The 15460-nt window shown below is 64.7% G+C and carries 14 protein-coding genes; 6 read left to right on the forward strand and 8 right to left on the reverse strand.

Annotated elements, in window-relative coordinates; genetic code table 11:
- Positions 1-9 precede the first annotated feature (9 nt).
- Both DRB87_RS02990 and DRB87_RS02995 read left to right on the forward strand, forming a co-directional pair.
- Positions 10-903 carry an alpha/beta hydrolase gene (locus DRB87_RS02990; RefSeq protein WP_130024808.1) on the forward strand — a complete coding sequence of 298 codons (894 nt, stop codon included), beginning with the start codon at positions 10-12 and terminating at the stop codon, positions 901-903.
- 46 nt (positions 904-949) lie between these two features.
- Positions 950-1534: a fasciclin domain-containing protein gene (locus DRB87_RS02995; protein ID WP_130024809.1), complete on the forward strand. Its 585-nt coding sequence runs from the start codon at positions 950-952 to the stop codon at positions 1532-1534.
- A 146-nt stretch (positions 1535-1680) separates the two neighbouring features.
- Here DRB87_RS02995 and DRB87_RS03000 read toward each other — a convergent pair whose 3' ends face one another.
- Positions 1681-2154, reverse strand: coding sequence for an Lrp/AsnC family transcriptional regulator (locus tag DRB87_RS03000; RefSeq protein ID WP_130024810.1), 474 nt, complete (start codon positions 2152-2154; stop codon positions 1681-1683).
- A 180-nt stretch (positions 2155-2334) separates the two neighbouring features.
- On the opposite strand from DRB87_RS03000, the gene DRB87_RS03005 reads away from it, so the two are divergent.
- From DRB87_RS03005 to DRB87_RS03015, 3 genes are read left to right on the forward strand one after another with little or no spacing between them, the layout of a single operon-like run.
- The gene (locus DRB87_RS03005) at positions 2335-3606 is read left to right on the forward strand and encodes a Zn-dependent hydrolase (RefSeq protein WP_130024811.1); all 1272 of its coding nucleotides are present in this window, start codon (positions 2335-2337) and stop codon (positions 3604-3606) included.
- A 51-nt stretch (positions 3607-3657) separates the two neighbouring features.
- Positions 3658-4890: a diaminopropionate ammonia-lyase gene (locus DRB87_RS03010; protein ID WP_130024812.1), complete on the forward strand. Its 1233-nt coding sequence runs from the start codon at positions 3658-3660 to the stop codon at positions 4888-4890.
- Between the two features lie 37 nt (positions 4891-4927).
- Entirely contained in the window at positions 4928-6094 is a 1167-nt protein-coding gene (locus DRB87_RS03015) for a M20 aminoacylase family protein (protein WP_130024813.1), read from the forward strand.
- Here DRB87_RS03015 and DRB87_RS03020 read toward each other — a convergent pair whose 3' ends face one another.
- The 3 genes from DRB87_RS03020 to DRB87_RS03030 form a co-directional block, all read right to left on the reverse strand.
- The gene (locus DRB87_RS03020) at positions 6095-7297 is read right to left on the reverse strand and encodes a PLP-dependent aminotransferase family protein (RefSeq protein WP_130024814.1); all 1203 of its coding nucleotides are present in this window, start codon (positions 7295-7297) and stop codon (positions 6095-6097) included.
- 162 nt (positions 7298-7459) lie between these two features.
- A complete protein-coding gene (locus DRB87_RS03025) occupies positions 7460-8959 on the reverse strand; it encodes an aldehyde dehydrogenase family protein (RefSeq protein WP_130024815.1) in 1500 nt (499 codons plus the stop codon).
- Positions 8960-9075: 116 nt separating this feature from the next.
- A complete protein-coding gene (locus DRB87_RS03030) occupies positions 9076-10101 on the reverse strand; it encodes a DUF1338 domain-containing protein (RefSeq protein ID WP_130024816.1) in 1026 nt (341 codons plus the stop codon).
- A 167-nt stretch (positions 10102-10268) separates the two neighbouring features.
- On the opposite strand from DRB87_RS03030, the gene DRB87_RS03035 reads away from it, so the two are divergent.
- A complete protein-coding gene (locus DRB87_RS03035) occupies positions 10269-11177 on the forward strand; it encodes a LysR substrate-binding domain-containing protein (RefSeq protein WP_130024817.1) in 909 nt (302 codons plus the stop codon).
- Positions 11178-11183: 6 nt separating this feature from the next.
- Here the strand turns inward: DRB87_RS03035 and DRB87_RS03040 are convergent, their stop codons facing one another.
- The 4 genes from DRB87_RS03040 to DRB87_RS03055 form a co-directional block, all read right to left on the reverse strand.
- Complete coding sequence (locus tag DRB87_RS03040) at positions 11184-11843, reverse strand: YitT family protein (RefSeq protein ID WP_130024818.1); 660 nt, start codon at positions 11841-11843, stop codon at positions 11184-11186.
- Between the two features lie 134 nt (positions 11844-11977).
- Positions 11978-13075 (reverse strand): branched-chain amino acid aminotransferase, encoded by a 1098-nt coding sequence (locus DRB87_RS03045; protein WP_130024819.1) that lies wholly within the window; start codon positions 13073-13075, stop codon positions 11978-11980.
- Between the two features lie 321 nt (positions 13076-13396).
- Positions 13397-14071: a glutathione transferase gene (gene yfcF / locus DRB87_RS03050; RefSeq protein ID WP_240756155.1), complete on the reverse strand. Its 675-nt coding sequence runs from the start codon at positions 14069-14071 to the stop codon at positions 13397-13399.
- Between the two features lie 223 nt (positions 14072-14294).
- Complete coding sequence (locus DRB87_RS03055; RefSeq protein ID WP_130024820.1) at positions 14295-15344, reverse strand: aldo/keto reductase; 1050 nt, start codon at positions 15342-15344, stop codon at positions 14295-14297.
- Between the last annotated feature and the right edge of the window lie 116 nt (positions 15345-15460).

A 15460-nucleotide genomic window follows, 5' to 3' on the forward strand; every position in this document is an offset into this window, starting at 1 on the left:
GAAGGAAACATGACGAATGTCTCGCTCGGCGGCGCGTTGGCCGTGGCGCTCATCAGCGTCGCACTGTGTGCGTGCAGTCCCGTCACACTCGTGAATGCGCTAACGCCGCGGACCACGTATCGTGAAGTCACAAACCTCGCTTATGGCACGTTCGAGCGGCAGCGACTCGACGTCTATGTGCCAACACACCCCGACGCGGGTGCGAGCGGCATGCCGGTGGTCGTGTTCTTCTACGGAGGGAGTTGGCAGAACGGCCAACGAGGGGATTACCGATTTGTCGGCGAGGCGCTCGCCTCGCGCGGCTTCCTGGTGGTCTTGCCAGATTATCGGACCTATCCGGAGGTGACTTTCCCGGGCTTCATGGACGACGCCGCGATCGCGGTGCGCTGGGCGAGCGACCGTGCACGAGCGTTTGGCGGCGACCCCGAACGCCTGTTTCTCATGGGCCATTCGGCGGGCGCGCAAATGGTGGCGCTACTCGCGACCGATGCCCGCTACCTGCATGCCAATGGCATGCGCGAGTGCGATATCGCGGGCGTCATCGGCCTGGCCGGTCCCTACGATTTCCTGCCGCTCAAGAGCGATGTGCTTCGCCGTATATTTCCCGAGCCGGTGCGACTCGCCAGCCAGCCGATTCATTTCGTGACGGGCAGGGAACCGCCGATGTGGTTGGCCGTGGGCGACGCGGACACGGTCGTCGATCCGGGCAACACAACGCGGTTTGCTCGCCGGTTGCAACGGATGAACGATGAGGTGGAAGTGCGTCACTATGATCTTGGGCACGCGATGCTTCTGGGAACCCTTAGCGCACCGCTTCGAGGCTATGCCCCCGTGCTGGACGACATTGCCTCCTTCGTGAATTCCGCTCCCGAACGTGCATCCGTTCACCCGGCTTGCTCGTAAGTAGAAGGGCTTCCGTTTTGCGAAGCGCCATCAATGGGGTGAGAAAATGAAGACTCGTTACTCGACCGGATTTCTGCCGGTGCTTGTGGCAACCTGCTGTGTGTTCGGATCGTCGCTCAGCGCATGCGCGGCGTCGATGGACAGCGGTGAGAAGACGGTCATGGTCGGCGGGGCGGCGATGTACCCCTCGAAGAACATCATCGAAAACGCGGTGAACTCAAAGGACCATACGACACTCGTCGCCGCCGTGAAGGCCGGCGGATTGGTCGACACACTCTCCGGCCCCGGGCCCTTCACGGTCTTCGCGCCGACCAACGAAGCGTTCGCGGCACTGCCGGCGGGGACTGTCGATACCCTGCTCAAGCCCGAGAACAAGGCAACCCTCGACAAGGTGCTCACGTATCACGTGGTGCCGGGCCGGCTCTCCGCGCAGGATCTGATGAAGGCTGTCAAGGACGGGGGCGGCAAGGCCATGTTGAAAACGGTCGAAGGCAATTCGCTGACCGTCACGCAGAAGGGCGGGCATCTGATGGTGACGGATGACAAGGGCGGAGTGGCTAAAATCGCCATCAGCAACGTCATGCAATCGAATGGGGTGATTCATGTCGTGGACAAAGTACTGATGCCGTAACATTTCCCCGATCGTTCGCCAGGGCGCAACGCTCTGGCGAACGATCGGGCGTGCGCCGCGTGCCGGCAACACACCACGATCCGACGCGTGCCTTCGCGTCGCCCACACGCGCTTCAGCGCCACCGCGATTGCCGTGACTGCTGCGCTCAGCGGCCGACCGCGTCCAGCGGAACTTCCAGTCCGACCTTGACGTTGCTCATCGACACGAGCGTCTTGAAGCGTTTGACGTTGTTGCTCTCGAAGAACAGCGCGCGCGTGAGTTCGGTGTATTGCGCCATGTTCTGTACGACCATGATCACCACGAAGTCGCATTCGCCCGCCACGTAATAACATTGCTGCACCTGCGGGCACGCGAGAAAGCTGCGTCGCATCGCATCGAGCAGATCGAGCCGCTCGTTCTCGACTTCGACCTCGGTAATGATCGTCAACGCATAACCGACGCTCGCCGGATCCACCAGCGAGACGGTCTTGCGTGTCACACCTTCGTCGGCCAGCTTTCTGAGCCGCCGATTCACCGCGGCAGATGACAGATTGATTTGCGCGCCAAGCGCATGCTGAGGCGTCGTCGCGTCTTGCTGGATCGCGGCGAGCAGGGCGACGTCGTAACTGTCCAGGGTCATGTGGCGAAATAAAAATTCGATTTCTCGGTTGAAATCGGGTTAATCGTACGCGCGACACGGAATATTATTCAGGCAGGCCGATGATACTCCGCTAGCGGTGACGCGAAAAACCCGTCGCTGAACGGGCTTGCGCGAGCGGCTGTCCCATCGATCTCTCCGCCGAAATGACCGAATTCCCCTATGTCCGATACGAACGCCCCCACCGTCCTTCGCCTGAACGGCGCTGTCCTGTTGCAACAGTTGCGTGAACTCGGCGAGATCGGCGCCGATCCCGTTGCGGGCGGCCGCACTCGCGTCGCGCTCACCGACGCCGAGAAAGCCGGGCGAGATCAGGTCGTCGCGTGGATGCGCGAACTCGATCTCGACGTGCGGATCGATCGCATCGGCAATATCTTCGGCACGCTGGCGTCGGCCGCTAACGATGCGTCGGGCGAGATCCCGCGCCCGCTCATGATGGGGTCGCACATCGACACCGTCGTCAACGCGGGTGCGCTCGACGGGTGCTATGGCGTGCTTGGTGGCCTGGCCGTCGTGAGGGCATTTCGCGAAGCGGGCGTCGTGCCGTCGCGGCCGATCACGGTCGCGGCATTCACCAACGAGGAAGGCGCGCGGTTTCATCCGGACATGATGGGCTCGCTGGTTCACGCGGGTGGTTTGCCGCTGGCCGAGGCGCTCGATGCCATCGGCACCGATGGCGCGCGTCTGGGCGATGAACTCGTGCGTATCGGATACGCCGGCGAGATGATGCCGGGCACCCTCGTGCCCCACGAGTATCTCGAACTGCACATCGAACAAGGTCCGATTCTCGAAGCGCAAGGGCTGCAGATCGGCGTCGTCGAGAATCTACAGGGCATTTCGTGGCAGCAGATCACCGTGCAAGGCAACGCCAATCACGCGGGCACCACGCCGACGCGGCTGCGCCACGATGCCGGCTATGCCGCCGCCGCCGCAGTCGCCGAGCTGCGGCGCATCGCCGTCGACTCCGGCACGACGCTCGCGACCGTTGGCACGCTGCGGGTCGAGCCGGGCGTCATCAACGTGATTCCCCGCAAGGCGGTATTCACGGTCGATATGCGCGACCCGAACGAACAACGTCTGGCAGCGAGCGAAGCGCATTTTTCGGCATTCCTGACGAAGCTCGCACAAGACGAGGGCGTGCGCATTTCGGCTGAGCGCCTGGCGCGCTTCTCGCCGGTCGTTTTCGATGCCGAGTTGGCCGACGTCATTGAAGCGAGCGCCAGTCGGTTAGGGCTGTCGTCCATGCGCATGACGTCGGGCGCGGGCCACGACGCACAGATGATCGCGCGCATCGCCCCGGCGGCGATGATCTTCGTGCCGAGCCGGGGCGGTATCAGCCACAACCCTCGCGAGCACACCGACGACGAGCAACTGGTGAACGGCGCGAAAGTGCTGCTCGATGTCGTTGCAAGGCGCCTCGCCGTACATCGATAGAACCGTTCGGACATCCCGACATCCCGAAATACCGCAATACCGGAGCCCCCCATGCTGTACGTCAATCCCCACGCCGCTCGCGCGCCTTACCCGGCGCACCTTCAGGACATCATGAGCATCGCTCGCGCGCAAGAGAGCCGCGAGTGGCTCGCCCATTGGGATGGGCTGACGCGCGGGAGCACACCGCTGCGCGCGCTGCCCGATCTGGCCGCATCGCTGGGCGTTCGCAGCGTGCTCGTGAAAGACGAAGCGCTGCGCTCGGCGCTGGGCAGTTTCAAGGCGCTGGGCGCGCCGATTGCGCTCGTCCGCCTTCTGTTGCGCGAGTGCGAAGCAGAAGGCTTCACCGCGCGGACGTTGCTGCGAGGTGAGCATCGCGACGCGCTCGCCACGGTCACGGTCATCAGCGCGACGGACGGCAACCACGGCCGCGCGCTCGCCGCGGCGGCGCAGAGCATGGGTTGCTGCTGCGTCATCGTGCTGCACGCGCAGGTGAGCGAGGAGCGCGAACAGGCGATCGCCGCGTACGGTGCCGAGATCGTGCGCGTCGAGGGCAATTACGATGCGTCGGTGGACGCGGCGGCGGCGCTTGCCGCGCGTCACGGCTGGCATGTGGTTTCGGACACGTCTTACGAGGGTTACGAGGCCATTCCACGCGACGTCATGCAGGGGTACGGGACGGTGGCGGCCGAAGTCGATGAAGCGCTCTGCGGCGTAGACGCTCCCACGGACGCCGCATGCCCGCTCACGCACGTCTTCCTGCAAGGGGGCGTGGGTGGACTGGCGGCGGGTATCGTGAGCTATCTTTGGGAGCGCTGGGGCGTGTGGCGTCCAACATTCGTTCTCGTGGAGCCGATGCAGGCCGATTGCCTCTACCAGAGCGCCATTGCGGGTAAGGCCGCCTCGGCGTCGGGGTCGGTCGATTCCGTAATGGCCGGGCTGGCGTGCGGCGAGACGTCGCCGCTGGCGTGGCGGTTCCTGCAACCGTCGGTCGACGCGTTCATGACCGTCACCGATGCCGAGGCGTTGGAGGCGATGCGGCGTCTGGCACGCGGCAGCGACAACGACGTGCCGTTTGTCGCAGGAGAGTCGGGGGTGGCGGGTCTGGCGGGCTTGATGCAGGCGGCCGCAACGCCTGCGCTGGCATCGGCCATCGGTCTGAACGCGGATTCCCACGTCCTGCTGATCAACACGGAAGGGGCAACCGCGCCGCTCGTATATGCGCAACTCGTGGGCGAGCCGGACGCGTCGGTGACGCAACGCCAGCACGCTTGGCTGGCCCGCTGACGTTGCCTCGGATCAACAGCATTCACAGGAGTCGGCCATGACGCAGGACCTCTATTTCGCCAAGGCGTTGACCGGGTGGCGGCACGCGTTCCACCGTCAACCGGAAACCGGGTTCGAGGAAGTCGGCACGTCGCAGACGGTCGCGACGATTCTGGAAAGCCTTGGGCTGGACGTGCATCGCGGCATCGGCGGTACGGGGATTGTCGCGAACCTGCGGGTGGGCGACGGGCGCGGCGCGATCGGCATTCGGGCCGACATGGACGCGTTGCAGATCGCCGAGCAGGCGCCGGGGCGCGACTATGCGTCGCAAGTACCGGGCAAGATGCACGCCTGCGGGCACGACGGTCATATGTCGATGGTGCTCGGCGCGGCGAAGCTGCTGGCGGCGTCGCGCGATTTCAACGGCACGGTGCGCTTCATCTTCCAGCCCGCCGAGGAGCATGGCCGCGGCGCGAAGGCGATGATTGCGGATGGGTTGCTGGAACGCTTCCCGATCGATGCGATTTACGGCCTGCACAACATGCCGGGCATCGCGGCAGGTCGCTTCGCCACGCGCATCGGCGGCATCATGGCGAGCGAAGACAACTTCGTCATCCGCATTCGCGGCAAGGGAACCCACGCGGCGCGCCCGCACATGGGCATCGATCCGCTCGTGATCGGCGCGCAGATCGTTGTGGCGCTTCAGACCGTGGTGTCGCGCAGTGTCGATCCGGGGCTGTCGGCGGTGGTGTCTTGCACGGAATTCATGACGGATGGCATTCGCAACGCCATTCCGACGAACGTCGTCATCAAGGGCGACACGCGAAGCTATTCGCCGGACGTGCAGTCACTGATCGAGACACGCATGCGTGAGATCTGCCTGGGCGTTTGTGCGATGCACGGCGCGCATGGCGAGTTCGAGTACACGCACGAGTTCGCGCCGACGATGAACTGGGCGGACAATACGGCGCTCGCCGTTCGCGCGGCGCAGGCGGTGGTGGGCGAAGCGCGCGTCGACGCGGACGTTGCGCCGATGATGGCTTCGGAGGACTTCGGGATGTTCCTTCAGCACGTGCCGGGCAACTTCGCGTTCATCGGCAACGGCAGCGGTGACGCGCCAGGCGCCATCCCGCTGCACAACGCTTGTTACGACTTCAACGACGCGATTCTGCCGCTCGGCGCGCGCTACTTCGCGCGGATCGTGCGCGACAGCCTGCCGCTTTGATCATCGCGTGGCGCTGGTCGCGTGCATTGCACGGGCAAGTCGTGCCACGCCTTGCTCGATCGCCGATACGGCCGGCGCCGCGAACGACAACCGCAGCGAAGCCTCGTCGGCCTGTTCTGCGAAGAACGCCGTGCCTGGCACGAACAACACCTTCTCGGCGATCGCGTGCGGCAGCAGATCGCGCGTCTTCACTGCGGCGAGACGCGCCCACACGAACATGCCGCCCTGCGGGGCATGGAACGCGATGGCGTCGCCCAGCGTCTCGCGCAACGCGTCGCACAGCGCGTCGCATTTGCGACGATAGGCTTGCGTGATCTTCGGCAGATGGCGTGCCAACGCGCCGTCGGCGAGATACTCCGCCGCCACCGCTTGCGTCCACGGCACGCTGCACAGATCGACCGTCTGTTTCGCGACGACGCATCGGCGCGCAATCTCCGGCGGCGCGACCGTCCAACCCACGCGCAACCCCGGGGCGACGATCTTCGACAGGCTCGAGAAGTGCACGACCCAGTCGCGCGATCCCGGTACTTCCGCCGTCAGGCCGAGCAAGGTCGGCACCGCGTCGCCCGCGAATCGCAAGTCGCCATACGGATCGTCCTCGACGATGATGAACCGGTACTCGACCGCCAACTGCAGCAGCGCGATACGACGCTCGCGCGAGAGCGTTGCGCCGGTCGGATTGGCGAACGTCGGCACGGTGTACAGCAGCTTCGGCACGGCAATCTTGCCCTCGCGCAGCAGCGCGCCCAGATGGGCGACGTCAAGACCGTGTGCGTCGACAGGCACCGTCACGATCGTCGCTTGCTGCAGTCGCAATGCCTGCAACGTCGCCGGATACGCGGGCTGTTCGGTCACCACGACATCGCCCGGCGCGATCATCACGCGCAGCAACAGGTCCAGACCTTGTTGCGAGCCGGTCGTCACCAGCAGCTCATCGGCGGCGCAGGGCGCGCCACGCGAGGCCATTAGCGCGACAAGCTGCGCCTTGAGTTCGGCCAGGCCGTCGGTCGGGCCGTATTGCAGGCAGCGCGTCGGCTGCGCGAAGGCGCGGGCCTGCGCTGCGGCGAGACCGTCGACGTCGAACAGGTCGCTTGCGGGATAGCCGCCCGCGAACGAAATCATGCCCGGCTCGGACAAGTATTTGAACAATTCGCGAATCGGCGAGCCAGCCGGGTTGGCGAACACGGAAGTGAAGGCGTACATGGGGGCCTCGCTAAACAAAGCGTGACGGAATTCGGCTATCAGGGAGGGGCGTCGGACGCGCCTGCCGAGGGGGCAAGGCACGTCCGGCATTGGCCAGATGCGTAACCCGTTGCATGACGTCGCGCATGGGCATGGGCGACGTCGGGGCGGGTTATCGCGACTTCACTCGATCGAGAAGTCGATGCCTTGCGCGAGCGGCAGGGCGGACGAGTAGTTGACGGTGTTGGTGGCACGGCGCATATAGCCCTTCCACGCGTCCGAGCCCGACTCGCGTCCGCCGCCCGTTTCCTTCTCACCGCCGAAGGCGCCGCCGATCTCCGCGCCGCTCGGGCCGATGTTGACGTTGGCGATGCCGCAGTCGCTACCCGCCGACGACGTGAAGCGCTCGGCTTCGCGCAGATCGGTCGTGAACACGCACGACGACAGGCCGTGCGAGGCGGCGTTGTTGGCGTCGATGGCTTGTGAGAAATCGCTGTACTTGAGCACGTACAGGATCGGTGCGAACGTTTCGGTGAGCACGATCTCCGTCTGCGACGGCATCTCGACGATAGCCGGCTTCACATAGAACGCGTTCTCCGCGCCCGCGACCGCGTAACGCTCGCCACCCGTGACCTTGCCGCCTTGCGCGCGAGCCTTGTCCAGGGCGTCCTGCATGCGATGGAAGGCACCTTCGTCGATCAGCGGGCCCATGAGCGTGCCGCGCTCCAGCGGGTTGCCGATGGCAACCTTGCCATACAGTGTCTTCAGACGCTCGACGGTCTTGTCGTACACGCTCTCGTGCACGAACAGGCGGCGCAGCGTGGTGCAACGCTGACCGGCCGTACCCACCGCCGAGAACAGGATGCCGCGCGGGGCGAGTTCCATGTCGGCGCTGCCGGTCACGATACCCGCGTTGTTTCCACCGAGTTCCAGGATCGAGCGGCCAAAGCGGCGCGCGACTTCCACGCCGACCTTGCGGCCCATTTCCGTGCTGCCCGTCGCGCTCACGATGGCCGAGCGCGGATCGGCGACGAGTGCTTCGCCCACGTCGCGACCGCCGACGATGAGCGCGGTCAGGCCTTCCGGCGCATCGCCGAATTCGGCGATGACCTCGTTCATCAAGTGGTTGACGGCCAGTGCGGTCAGCGGCGTCTTCTCAGACGGCTTCCACACCACGGCGTTGCCGCACACGAGCGCGAGCGCCGCGTTCCAGGCCCACACCGCGACCGGGAAGTTGAAGGCGGAGATGACCGTGCACACGCCCATCGGATGCCACGTCTCGGCCATGCGGTGGCCCGGACGCTCCGACGCGATGGTCAGGCCGTACAACTGACGCGACAGACCGACGGCGAAGTCGCAGATGTCGATCATTTCCTGCACTTCGCCCAACCCTTCTTGCAGGATCTTGCCGGCTTCGAGCGTGACGAGCGCACCCAGCGCCTGCTTGCGCTCGCGCAGCTTTTCGCCGAGCAGACGCACCAGTTCACCGCGACGCGGTGCGGGCACGTCGCGCCAGGCGGTGAACGCGGTGTGCGCGCGGGCGAGGGTGGCTTGGGCGTCGGCGACCGAGGCGCTGGCTACGCGGCCGATCAATGCGCCGTCGATGGGTGAATGCACAGCGATGTCGCCCGCTTCGGCCAGTTTGGCAATGCCCAGTTCGTTGAGGATGGAAGTTGCGTTCACGTGGATACCCCTATGGAATTCAGTGTTGGCCGCCGGTGCTGTTCACCGGTGTCGGCGGATTGAGGCGCAGCATCGACGCACGGACCTATTGTGCGCCGGACGCCGAGAACCCTCGATTACTTTGCGTTGGCCGTCATCTTGAAAATACCCTGCGCATTGCCCGCGTCGAAGCGCAGGTCGATCTTCCAGCAACGCTTCTCGGTGTCGTATTCGCGATGCCGCGTAATGAATTCGTAGAACGAACCCGGCACTTCGCGCGTCACGATCTCGCCGTCCTTGTCACGGAATTCGCGACGCACGATGTCGGCGCGATAGGCCGTCTGGAACACGCGGCCCGAGCGCGAGCGTTCGACGTCGGGCTTCATCGGGCGGCCCTTGGCCTTCTCGGCGTCGGACAACGCGAAGACATCGTCGACACGGTCGGTCGCATGATTGAACGCATTGCCTTCGGTCGCGATCCAGGCCATTTCGGCGGACTCCGCCAACAGCAGTTCGTAATCGGCTTCGCTCGGCACATCGTGCTGACGAGCAAACGCGCCAACGATCACCGGCAGCAGCGCTTGTGCGCTTTCGAGCGGCAGCGTGCCGTCGCGCTCCAGTTCCCAAAGCTGGCCGACGGCTGCCGGTGTGAGCGGATCCTTCGACGTGCCGACCACACGCGACACGGCTTGCTGGAACGTCTCGGAGAAACGCTCGGGATGCAACTCGCTCACGAAGAACTGCGAAATCTCTTCGGGGGCGTCAGCGTGCGCATAGGCGCGGCCGGTCATGCCGAGGCGGTCGAGCGGATAGCGACCGTTCAGACGGAAGCCCAGCGGGCGCAAAATGCGCGTGAAGGCCGCTTCGCCCGGCGGCAGCGCGCCGTTCGCGGCCCAGCGCACGGTGCGCAGCGCACCGTGATCGAAGTAGACGCTGCCACCGCCCGCAATCGCTTCTTCAGTGTAGGTGCGGCCGTTCGGCGAACGCGCCAGCAGCCCTTCGAACAGGGCCATGTTCATGGCCTGCGCGAGTTCGGCTCGCGTCACGCATCCCGGCTCGGCATCCGCCAGGATCGACGGCGAATTGAGTGTCGCAAAGAGCGCGTCGGTACGCGCTTGCCCGATCAGGGAAACCAGCAGGGACTGCACATTGGCATTGCGCATCGGATTGTCTCAAAGGGGGACCGCCGTCTCAGGCGGTATCGCAGGGTGTCAGGGCACGGCAGGGAACGCCTTGCCCCATGCCCTCTTGCATTGACAGCATTATTGGAATGGATGCCTCGCTCGTAAAGCGAGATAAAATTGCCACTTGATGCGTTTTTGGAATCAATATGCGCAAATTCAAGACCCCCGGCACAGCGGCGCTGCTGGCATTCGAGGCCGCGGCCCGGCACGAAAGCTTTACGCACGCGGCGCGCGAGCTGTTTCTGACGGAGAGTGCCGTGTCACGTCAGATCGCCACGCTGGAGGCGCAACTGGGGGTGCGTCTGTTCGTTCGCGCCAAGCAGCGCGTGGTGCTCACCCGCGCCGGACGCCTGTACGGCATGCAAGTGCGCCGCACGTTGGAACAACTTGATCGAGACACGCTCTCGATCATGGCGCACGGCAGCGGGGGCGGGTATTTGGAACTGGCGGTGCTGCCGACGTTCGCGTCCGAGTGGTTGATTCCGAGAATGAAGGATTTCGACGAGCGCCACCCCGAGGTTCGGGTGAACATGGGGGTGCACACCGACCTGTTCACGTTCGACGAGACGCACTTCGAAGCGGCCATCCATTTCGGGCAGCCAACCTGGCCGGGCACGTCGTCGGATTATCTGTTCGGTGAGGAGGTGGTGCCGGTATGCCGGCCGTCATTGCTCAAGGGGCCGGTTCGCACGGCCGCCGATCTGCTCGCGTATCCGCTACTGCACTCGACGACGCGCCCCAGTGCCTGGACCCAATGGTTTGCGGAGCAACGCATCGAGGACCATCGGGCGCTCCAGGGAGTGCGCTATGAGCTGCACACGATGCTCATCGCGGGCGCGGCCGCCGGGCTCGGCGTCGCGCTGGTGCCGAAATTCTTCGTCGAGGGACAATTGGCCAATTTTGGCCTGACGATTCCGGTGGATGTGAAGAGCGTGGCCGAGTCGGCCTACTACCTCGTCTATCCGACCGAACTCACGCACGGGCAGCCACTCAGCGTGTTCCGCGAGTGGCTGTTGACACAGGCCAGTGCCTATCGCCCGGACGCGCCCGTCTGACGCGGCTCAGCGTCCGGTGTAACGGCCCGGCCGGTGCCAGGCGACCACCATGGCGCTCATGGCGAGCGCCGACAGTGCCGACCAGGCAACGCGTCCCGCGGGGATCGTGGTGAGCGAGGCGAGCAGAATCGTCGTGTCGATGCACGCCTGGGTAATGCCCGCGTTGATGCCGCGCTCGCGTTGCAGCCACAGCGTGACGATGCCTGTGCCGCCCACGCCGGCCCCGTGACGCGCGAGCGCCAGAATCCCCATGCCGCACAGCGTGCCGCCGACGAATGCGGCGAACAACGGATTGACGAAGGCGACGTTGAACGTCTGCGGCATGGCCGCAAGGGCAAACGTGATGCCGACGCTCGCGACGGTGGACTTGAGCGCGAAGCGCGGGCCCATCGTGACGTACGCGAAAAGGAAGAACGGAATGTTCACCAGCGTGAAGATGGTGCCCACCGGTAGGGGAAAGACGTAAGAGGCGAGCAGTGCAATGCCGGCCACGCCGCCGGTGACCAACCCGGCTGCCTTGAGCAGCACCAACCCGACCACCACGAATGCCATGCCGATGACCATCGCATAGATGTCTTCGAGCACGGAGTGCGGAACGCCGATTGTGTCGGCTGCCGCGAGGGCGCTGCGGGGGCTGCCCGCCATGGCGCCTGGATTCTGTTCCATGATCTGCAAGTCAAATACAACAAGACGGCGCGCCCGACTCTCCTGGTGTCGTGGCGCGCCGCCGATGATTTCCCGCATCGCTGTCTCGGGCGATGCGCAACTTCACAACTTGTTATATGGACAACGTCCGTCGATCAGGCGACGTGATGTACCCAGCCGAACGGATCGGCCACCTTGCCGCGCTGAATGCCCGTGAGCTGATCGCGAATGCGCTTGGTGACCGGGCCTTCGCCGCCGTCGCAAATATTGAACTCGCCCTTGGCGTGACGCACCTGACCGATGGCGGTGACGACCGCTGCCGTGCCGCACGCGAACGTTTCCTTCACACGGCCGCTGGCCGCGTCGGCTTGCCACTGGGCAAACTCGTACGGCGTTTCGTTGACCGTCATGCCGTCGCGCTTGGCCATTTCGATGATCGACGCGCGCGTGATGCCCGGCAGGATCGTGCCGGCGAGCGGCGGGGTCTGGAGCGAGCCGTCGTCCATCACGAAGAAGACGTTCATGCCGCCCAGCTCTTCGATCCAGCGATGTTGCGCGGCGTCGAGGAACACGACCTGATCGCAGCCCTTGCCGCTGGCTTCGGTCTGCGCGATCAGGCTCGCGGCGTAGTTGCCGCCGCACTTGGCGGCGCCCGTGCCGCCCGGGGCGGCGCGCGTGTATTGGTCGGACACCCACACGGTCACGGCCGACTTGCCGGGCTTGAAGTAGGGGCCGACCGGGCAGGCGATCACGCAGAAGATGTACTCATGCGCGGCACGCACGCCGAGGAAGCTTTCCGAGGCGAACATGAACGGGCGGATGTAGAGGCTGCTGCCTTCCGCGCCCGGAATCCATGCGCGATCGATGTCGACCAGCTTTTCCACCGCTTCGAGGAACACGGCTTCCGGCAGTTCGGCCATCGACATGCGCTGGGCCGATTCACGGAAACGCTTGGCATTGGCTTGCGGGCGGAACAGCGAGATCTTGCCGTCTTCGCTGCGATAGGCCTTCATCCCTTCGAAAATTTCCTGCGCGTAGTGCAGCACGGCGCAGGCCGGATCGATCTCGAACGGACGGCGGGCCTCTACCTTCGCGTCATGCCAGCCCGTGCCCTCGGTCCAGCGAATCGTGACCATGTGATCCGTGAATACGCGGCCAAACACCGGGTTCGCCAGCTTGGCGGCGATCTGGTCGGCAGGGGTGGGGTTGGCGTGCGGCTCCACGACAAAACGCAATTGATTATCGGCGCTCATGTTTCTTGAATGTCTCGGCAGAGGGGGCTTCAGTCGTCAGTGCCGTTAACGTAAACGGCAAGGTCGCTGTATTTTCCTCCTTTCGCCCCCTGCCTGTCGACTGAATTCACCACCCGCGCCGTCACAACATCATTCAGAGGGCGATGGCGCCGATAAAAATCGGAAATTAGCCGATTTTTAGAAGAAAAGTGCGGGATTTGCCGATATTCCGGCGAAATGACGGCTGCCGCCGTTCGTCTCCACGAAGGACAGCAACGTGTCAAACGGCGTTTTCGTTTATCAGGAGGGGCGACTGGGTTATCCGTCCAGGGCGACGGCCCCTCAGGCCGCGGCCCTGCCGTCGATGCTGTCGCCCGGACGTGGCGGACGCGTCATCGCCAGCCATTCCTGCACGGGCGGTCGCGCGAATTGGCGACGGGCATACTCGGCCAGTGCGCCCGGCACCACGTCATCGTTGTAGACAAGACGGTTGATCATCAGCGCGAGATCGACGTCCGCTATACACACCTCGTCGAATAGCGACATGCGGCCATGAGGCAGCAGGCTCTGGGCGATGGCTATCAGCTTGCTCGCGGCCATGCGGCCTGCATCGGAGAGCGGGGTGGCCACGGGGCGGTAGAAGATCACTTCCGTTGACCGTTCCTCGCGCAATGCGCCGAGGTCGCTGCGCAGCCACGCCTGCACCTGACGAGCGCGGGCTCGCTCGCGCACGTCCGTCGGATACACCGGCACCTCGGGTGAAATCGCATCGAGATATTCGGTGATGGCCGACGATTCGGACAACGTGAAGTCGCCATGCACAAGCGTAGGTACGCGGCGCGTGAGCGACAGGTCCGCAAAGGCGGTTTCGTAATGCGCACCTTGCACGAGATCGACGGTGCGCAGATCGAACGGCAGTCCTTTCTCGCGCAGCGTGACGAACGCCGACAGTGCGTAGGGGCTCGTGAGGCGGGCGTCGGCATAGAGGGTGAACGAGGCGGGGGCGGCGGCGGACACGTTTGACTCCTTTTCAAGGGATTTGCTGGCGAAGGCATATGTTGCCCCATGCGCACGGAAAAAAGCTACCGCAATCATCGCCAGCAAATCGGGGACCATGTTCACACCTTGCGGCCCACTGAACCCATGCGTCGCCTGCGTCGTGTTAGCGCATTACGCTTCGCCCGCGGCGCGACGTGCCTCGCTCAATTGGACTCGGCTCGGTTCACCCTTATCCACACTTTCAAAGCAGACCGGCCTCGGCGAGTTGGGCGCGGCGCGGGTCGCCCTGGCGCGAGAGCATCCAGCCGGGATACTCGCTCGGCAGTGCGCTAGCCCCATCGATAGCCGACAGTTCGCGCGCGCTCAGCGTGACACGCGTTGCCGCGATGTTGTCGTCGAGCTGATCGGCCCGCTTGGCGCCGATGATGACCGTCGAGACGACCGGCTGGGCGAGCAGCCAGGCAAGCGCGATCTGCGCGACCGACACACCTTTCTCGGCGGCGATGCCGCGCATGACGTCGATGGCGTCGTAGGCGCGCTCCACGTTGACCGGCGGAAAATCGAAGCTTTGGCGGCGGCTGCCCGCTTCGACCTGACCGTCGCGGGTGTACTTGCCCGAGAGCAGGCCACCGGCGAGCGGGCTCCACACCATCAGGCCTACGTTCTCGCTGCGCAGCATCGGCACGATTTCGCGTTCGAGATCGCGTCCGGCGACCGTGTAGTACGCCTGCAGCGAAGCGAAGCTCGCGAGGTTCAGCCGCGCCGAAATACCCAGCGCCTTGGTGATTTGCCAGGCTGCCCAGTTCGAGACACCGATGTAGCGGACGTGCCCTTGACGCACCAGCGTGTCGAGCGCGCCGAGTGTCTCTTCGATGGGCGTGACCGGATCGAAGCCATGCACCTGATACAGGTCGATGTGATCGAGTTGCAGGCGTTGGAGGCTGGCCTTGATGCCGTCCATGATGTGGTAGCGGGACAGGCCGCGCGAATTGGACCCCTGCGCGCCGGTAGCACCGAAGACCTTGGTAGCGACCACGACGTTATCGCGCGGTACCTTGAGGTTGCGCAGGGCCTGGCCGGTGAGGATTTCCGACTGCCCTTCCGAATAGACATCGGCGGTGTCGATGAAGTTGATGCCGGCATCGAGCGCGCGACCCACGAGTGTGTCGACATCATGTTGCTGCAAATGGCCGATCTTGCTCCACAGTTCGCCCTGTCCGCCGAAGGTCATCGTGCCGAGGCACAGTTCCGAGACGAAGAGGCCGGTATTGCCGAGTTTTCTTTGTCGCATTGCATCACTCCGTTGAAATGGCTGCCCGTCGCAGGGGCCGTCAGGGAGGGGCGACGGTTTGCACGGGATGGGAGAAATTATGCGTCGAGGCGCATCGGGTGAGCAGTACCTGTTCC

It is taken from the genome of Pandoraea sp. XY-2, from assembly GCF_004193915.1.
Lineage (GTDB): Bacteria > Pseudomonadota > Gammaproteobacteria > Burkholderiales > Burkholderiaceae > Pandoraea > Pandoraea cepalis.

Excerpts from the sequence above, each read along its gene's own strand:
- DRB87_RS02990 (WP_130024808.1), top strand. The coding sequence starts at position 10 with ATGACGAATGTCTCGCTCGGCGGCGCGTTGGCCGTGGCGCTCATCAGC.
- DRB87_RS02995 (WP_130024809.1), top strand. The coding sequence starts at position 950 with ATGAAGACTCGTTACTCGACCGGATTTCTGCCGGTGCTTGTGGCAACC.
- DRB87_RS03000 (WP_130024810.1), bottom strand. The coding sequence starts at position 2,154 with ATGACCCTGGACAGTTACGACGTCGCCCTGCTCGCCGCGATCCAGCAA.
- DRB87_RS03005 (WP_130024811.1), top strand. The coding sequence starts at position 2,335 with ATGTCCGATACGAACGCCCCCACCGTCCTTCGCCTGAACGGCGCTGTC.
- DRB87_RS03010 (WP_130024812.1), top strand. The coding sequence starts at position 3,658 with ATGCTGTACGTCAATCCCCACGCCGCTCGCGCGCCTTACCCGGCGCAC.
- DRB87_RS03015 (WP_130024813.1), top strand. The coding sequence starts at position 4,928 with ATGACGCAGGACCTCTATTTCGCCAAGGCGTTGACCGGGTGGCGGCAC.
- DRB87_RS03020 (WP_130024814.1), bottom strand. The coding sequence starts at position 7,297 with ATGTACGCCTTCACTTCCGTGTTCGCCAACCCGGCTGGCTCGCCGATT.
- DRB87_RS03030 (WP_130024816.1), bottom strand. The coding sequence starts at position 10,101 with ATGCGCAATGCCAATGTGCAGTCCCTGCTGGTTTCCCTGATCGGGCAA.
- DRB87_RS03035 (WP_130024817.1), top strand. The coding sequence starts at position 10,269 with ATGCGCAAATTCAAGACCCCCGGCACAGCGGCGCTGCTGGCATTCGAG.
- DRB87_RS03040 (WP_130024818.1), bottom strand. The coding sequence starts at position 11,843 with ATGGAACAGAATCCAGGCGCCATGGCGGGCAGCCCCCGCAGCGCCCTC.
- DRB87_RS03045 (WP_130024819.1), bottom strand. The coding sequence starts at position 13,075 with ATGAGCGCCGATAATCAATTGCGTTTTGTCGTGGAGCCGCACGCCAAC.
- DRB87_RS03055 (WP_130024820.1), bottom strand. The coding sequence starts at position 15,344 with ATGCGACAAAGAAAACTCGGCAATACCGGCCTCTTCGTCTCGGAACTG.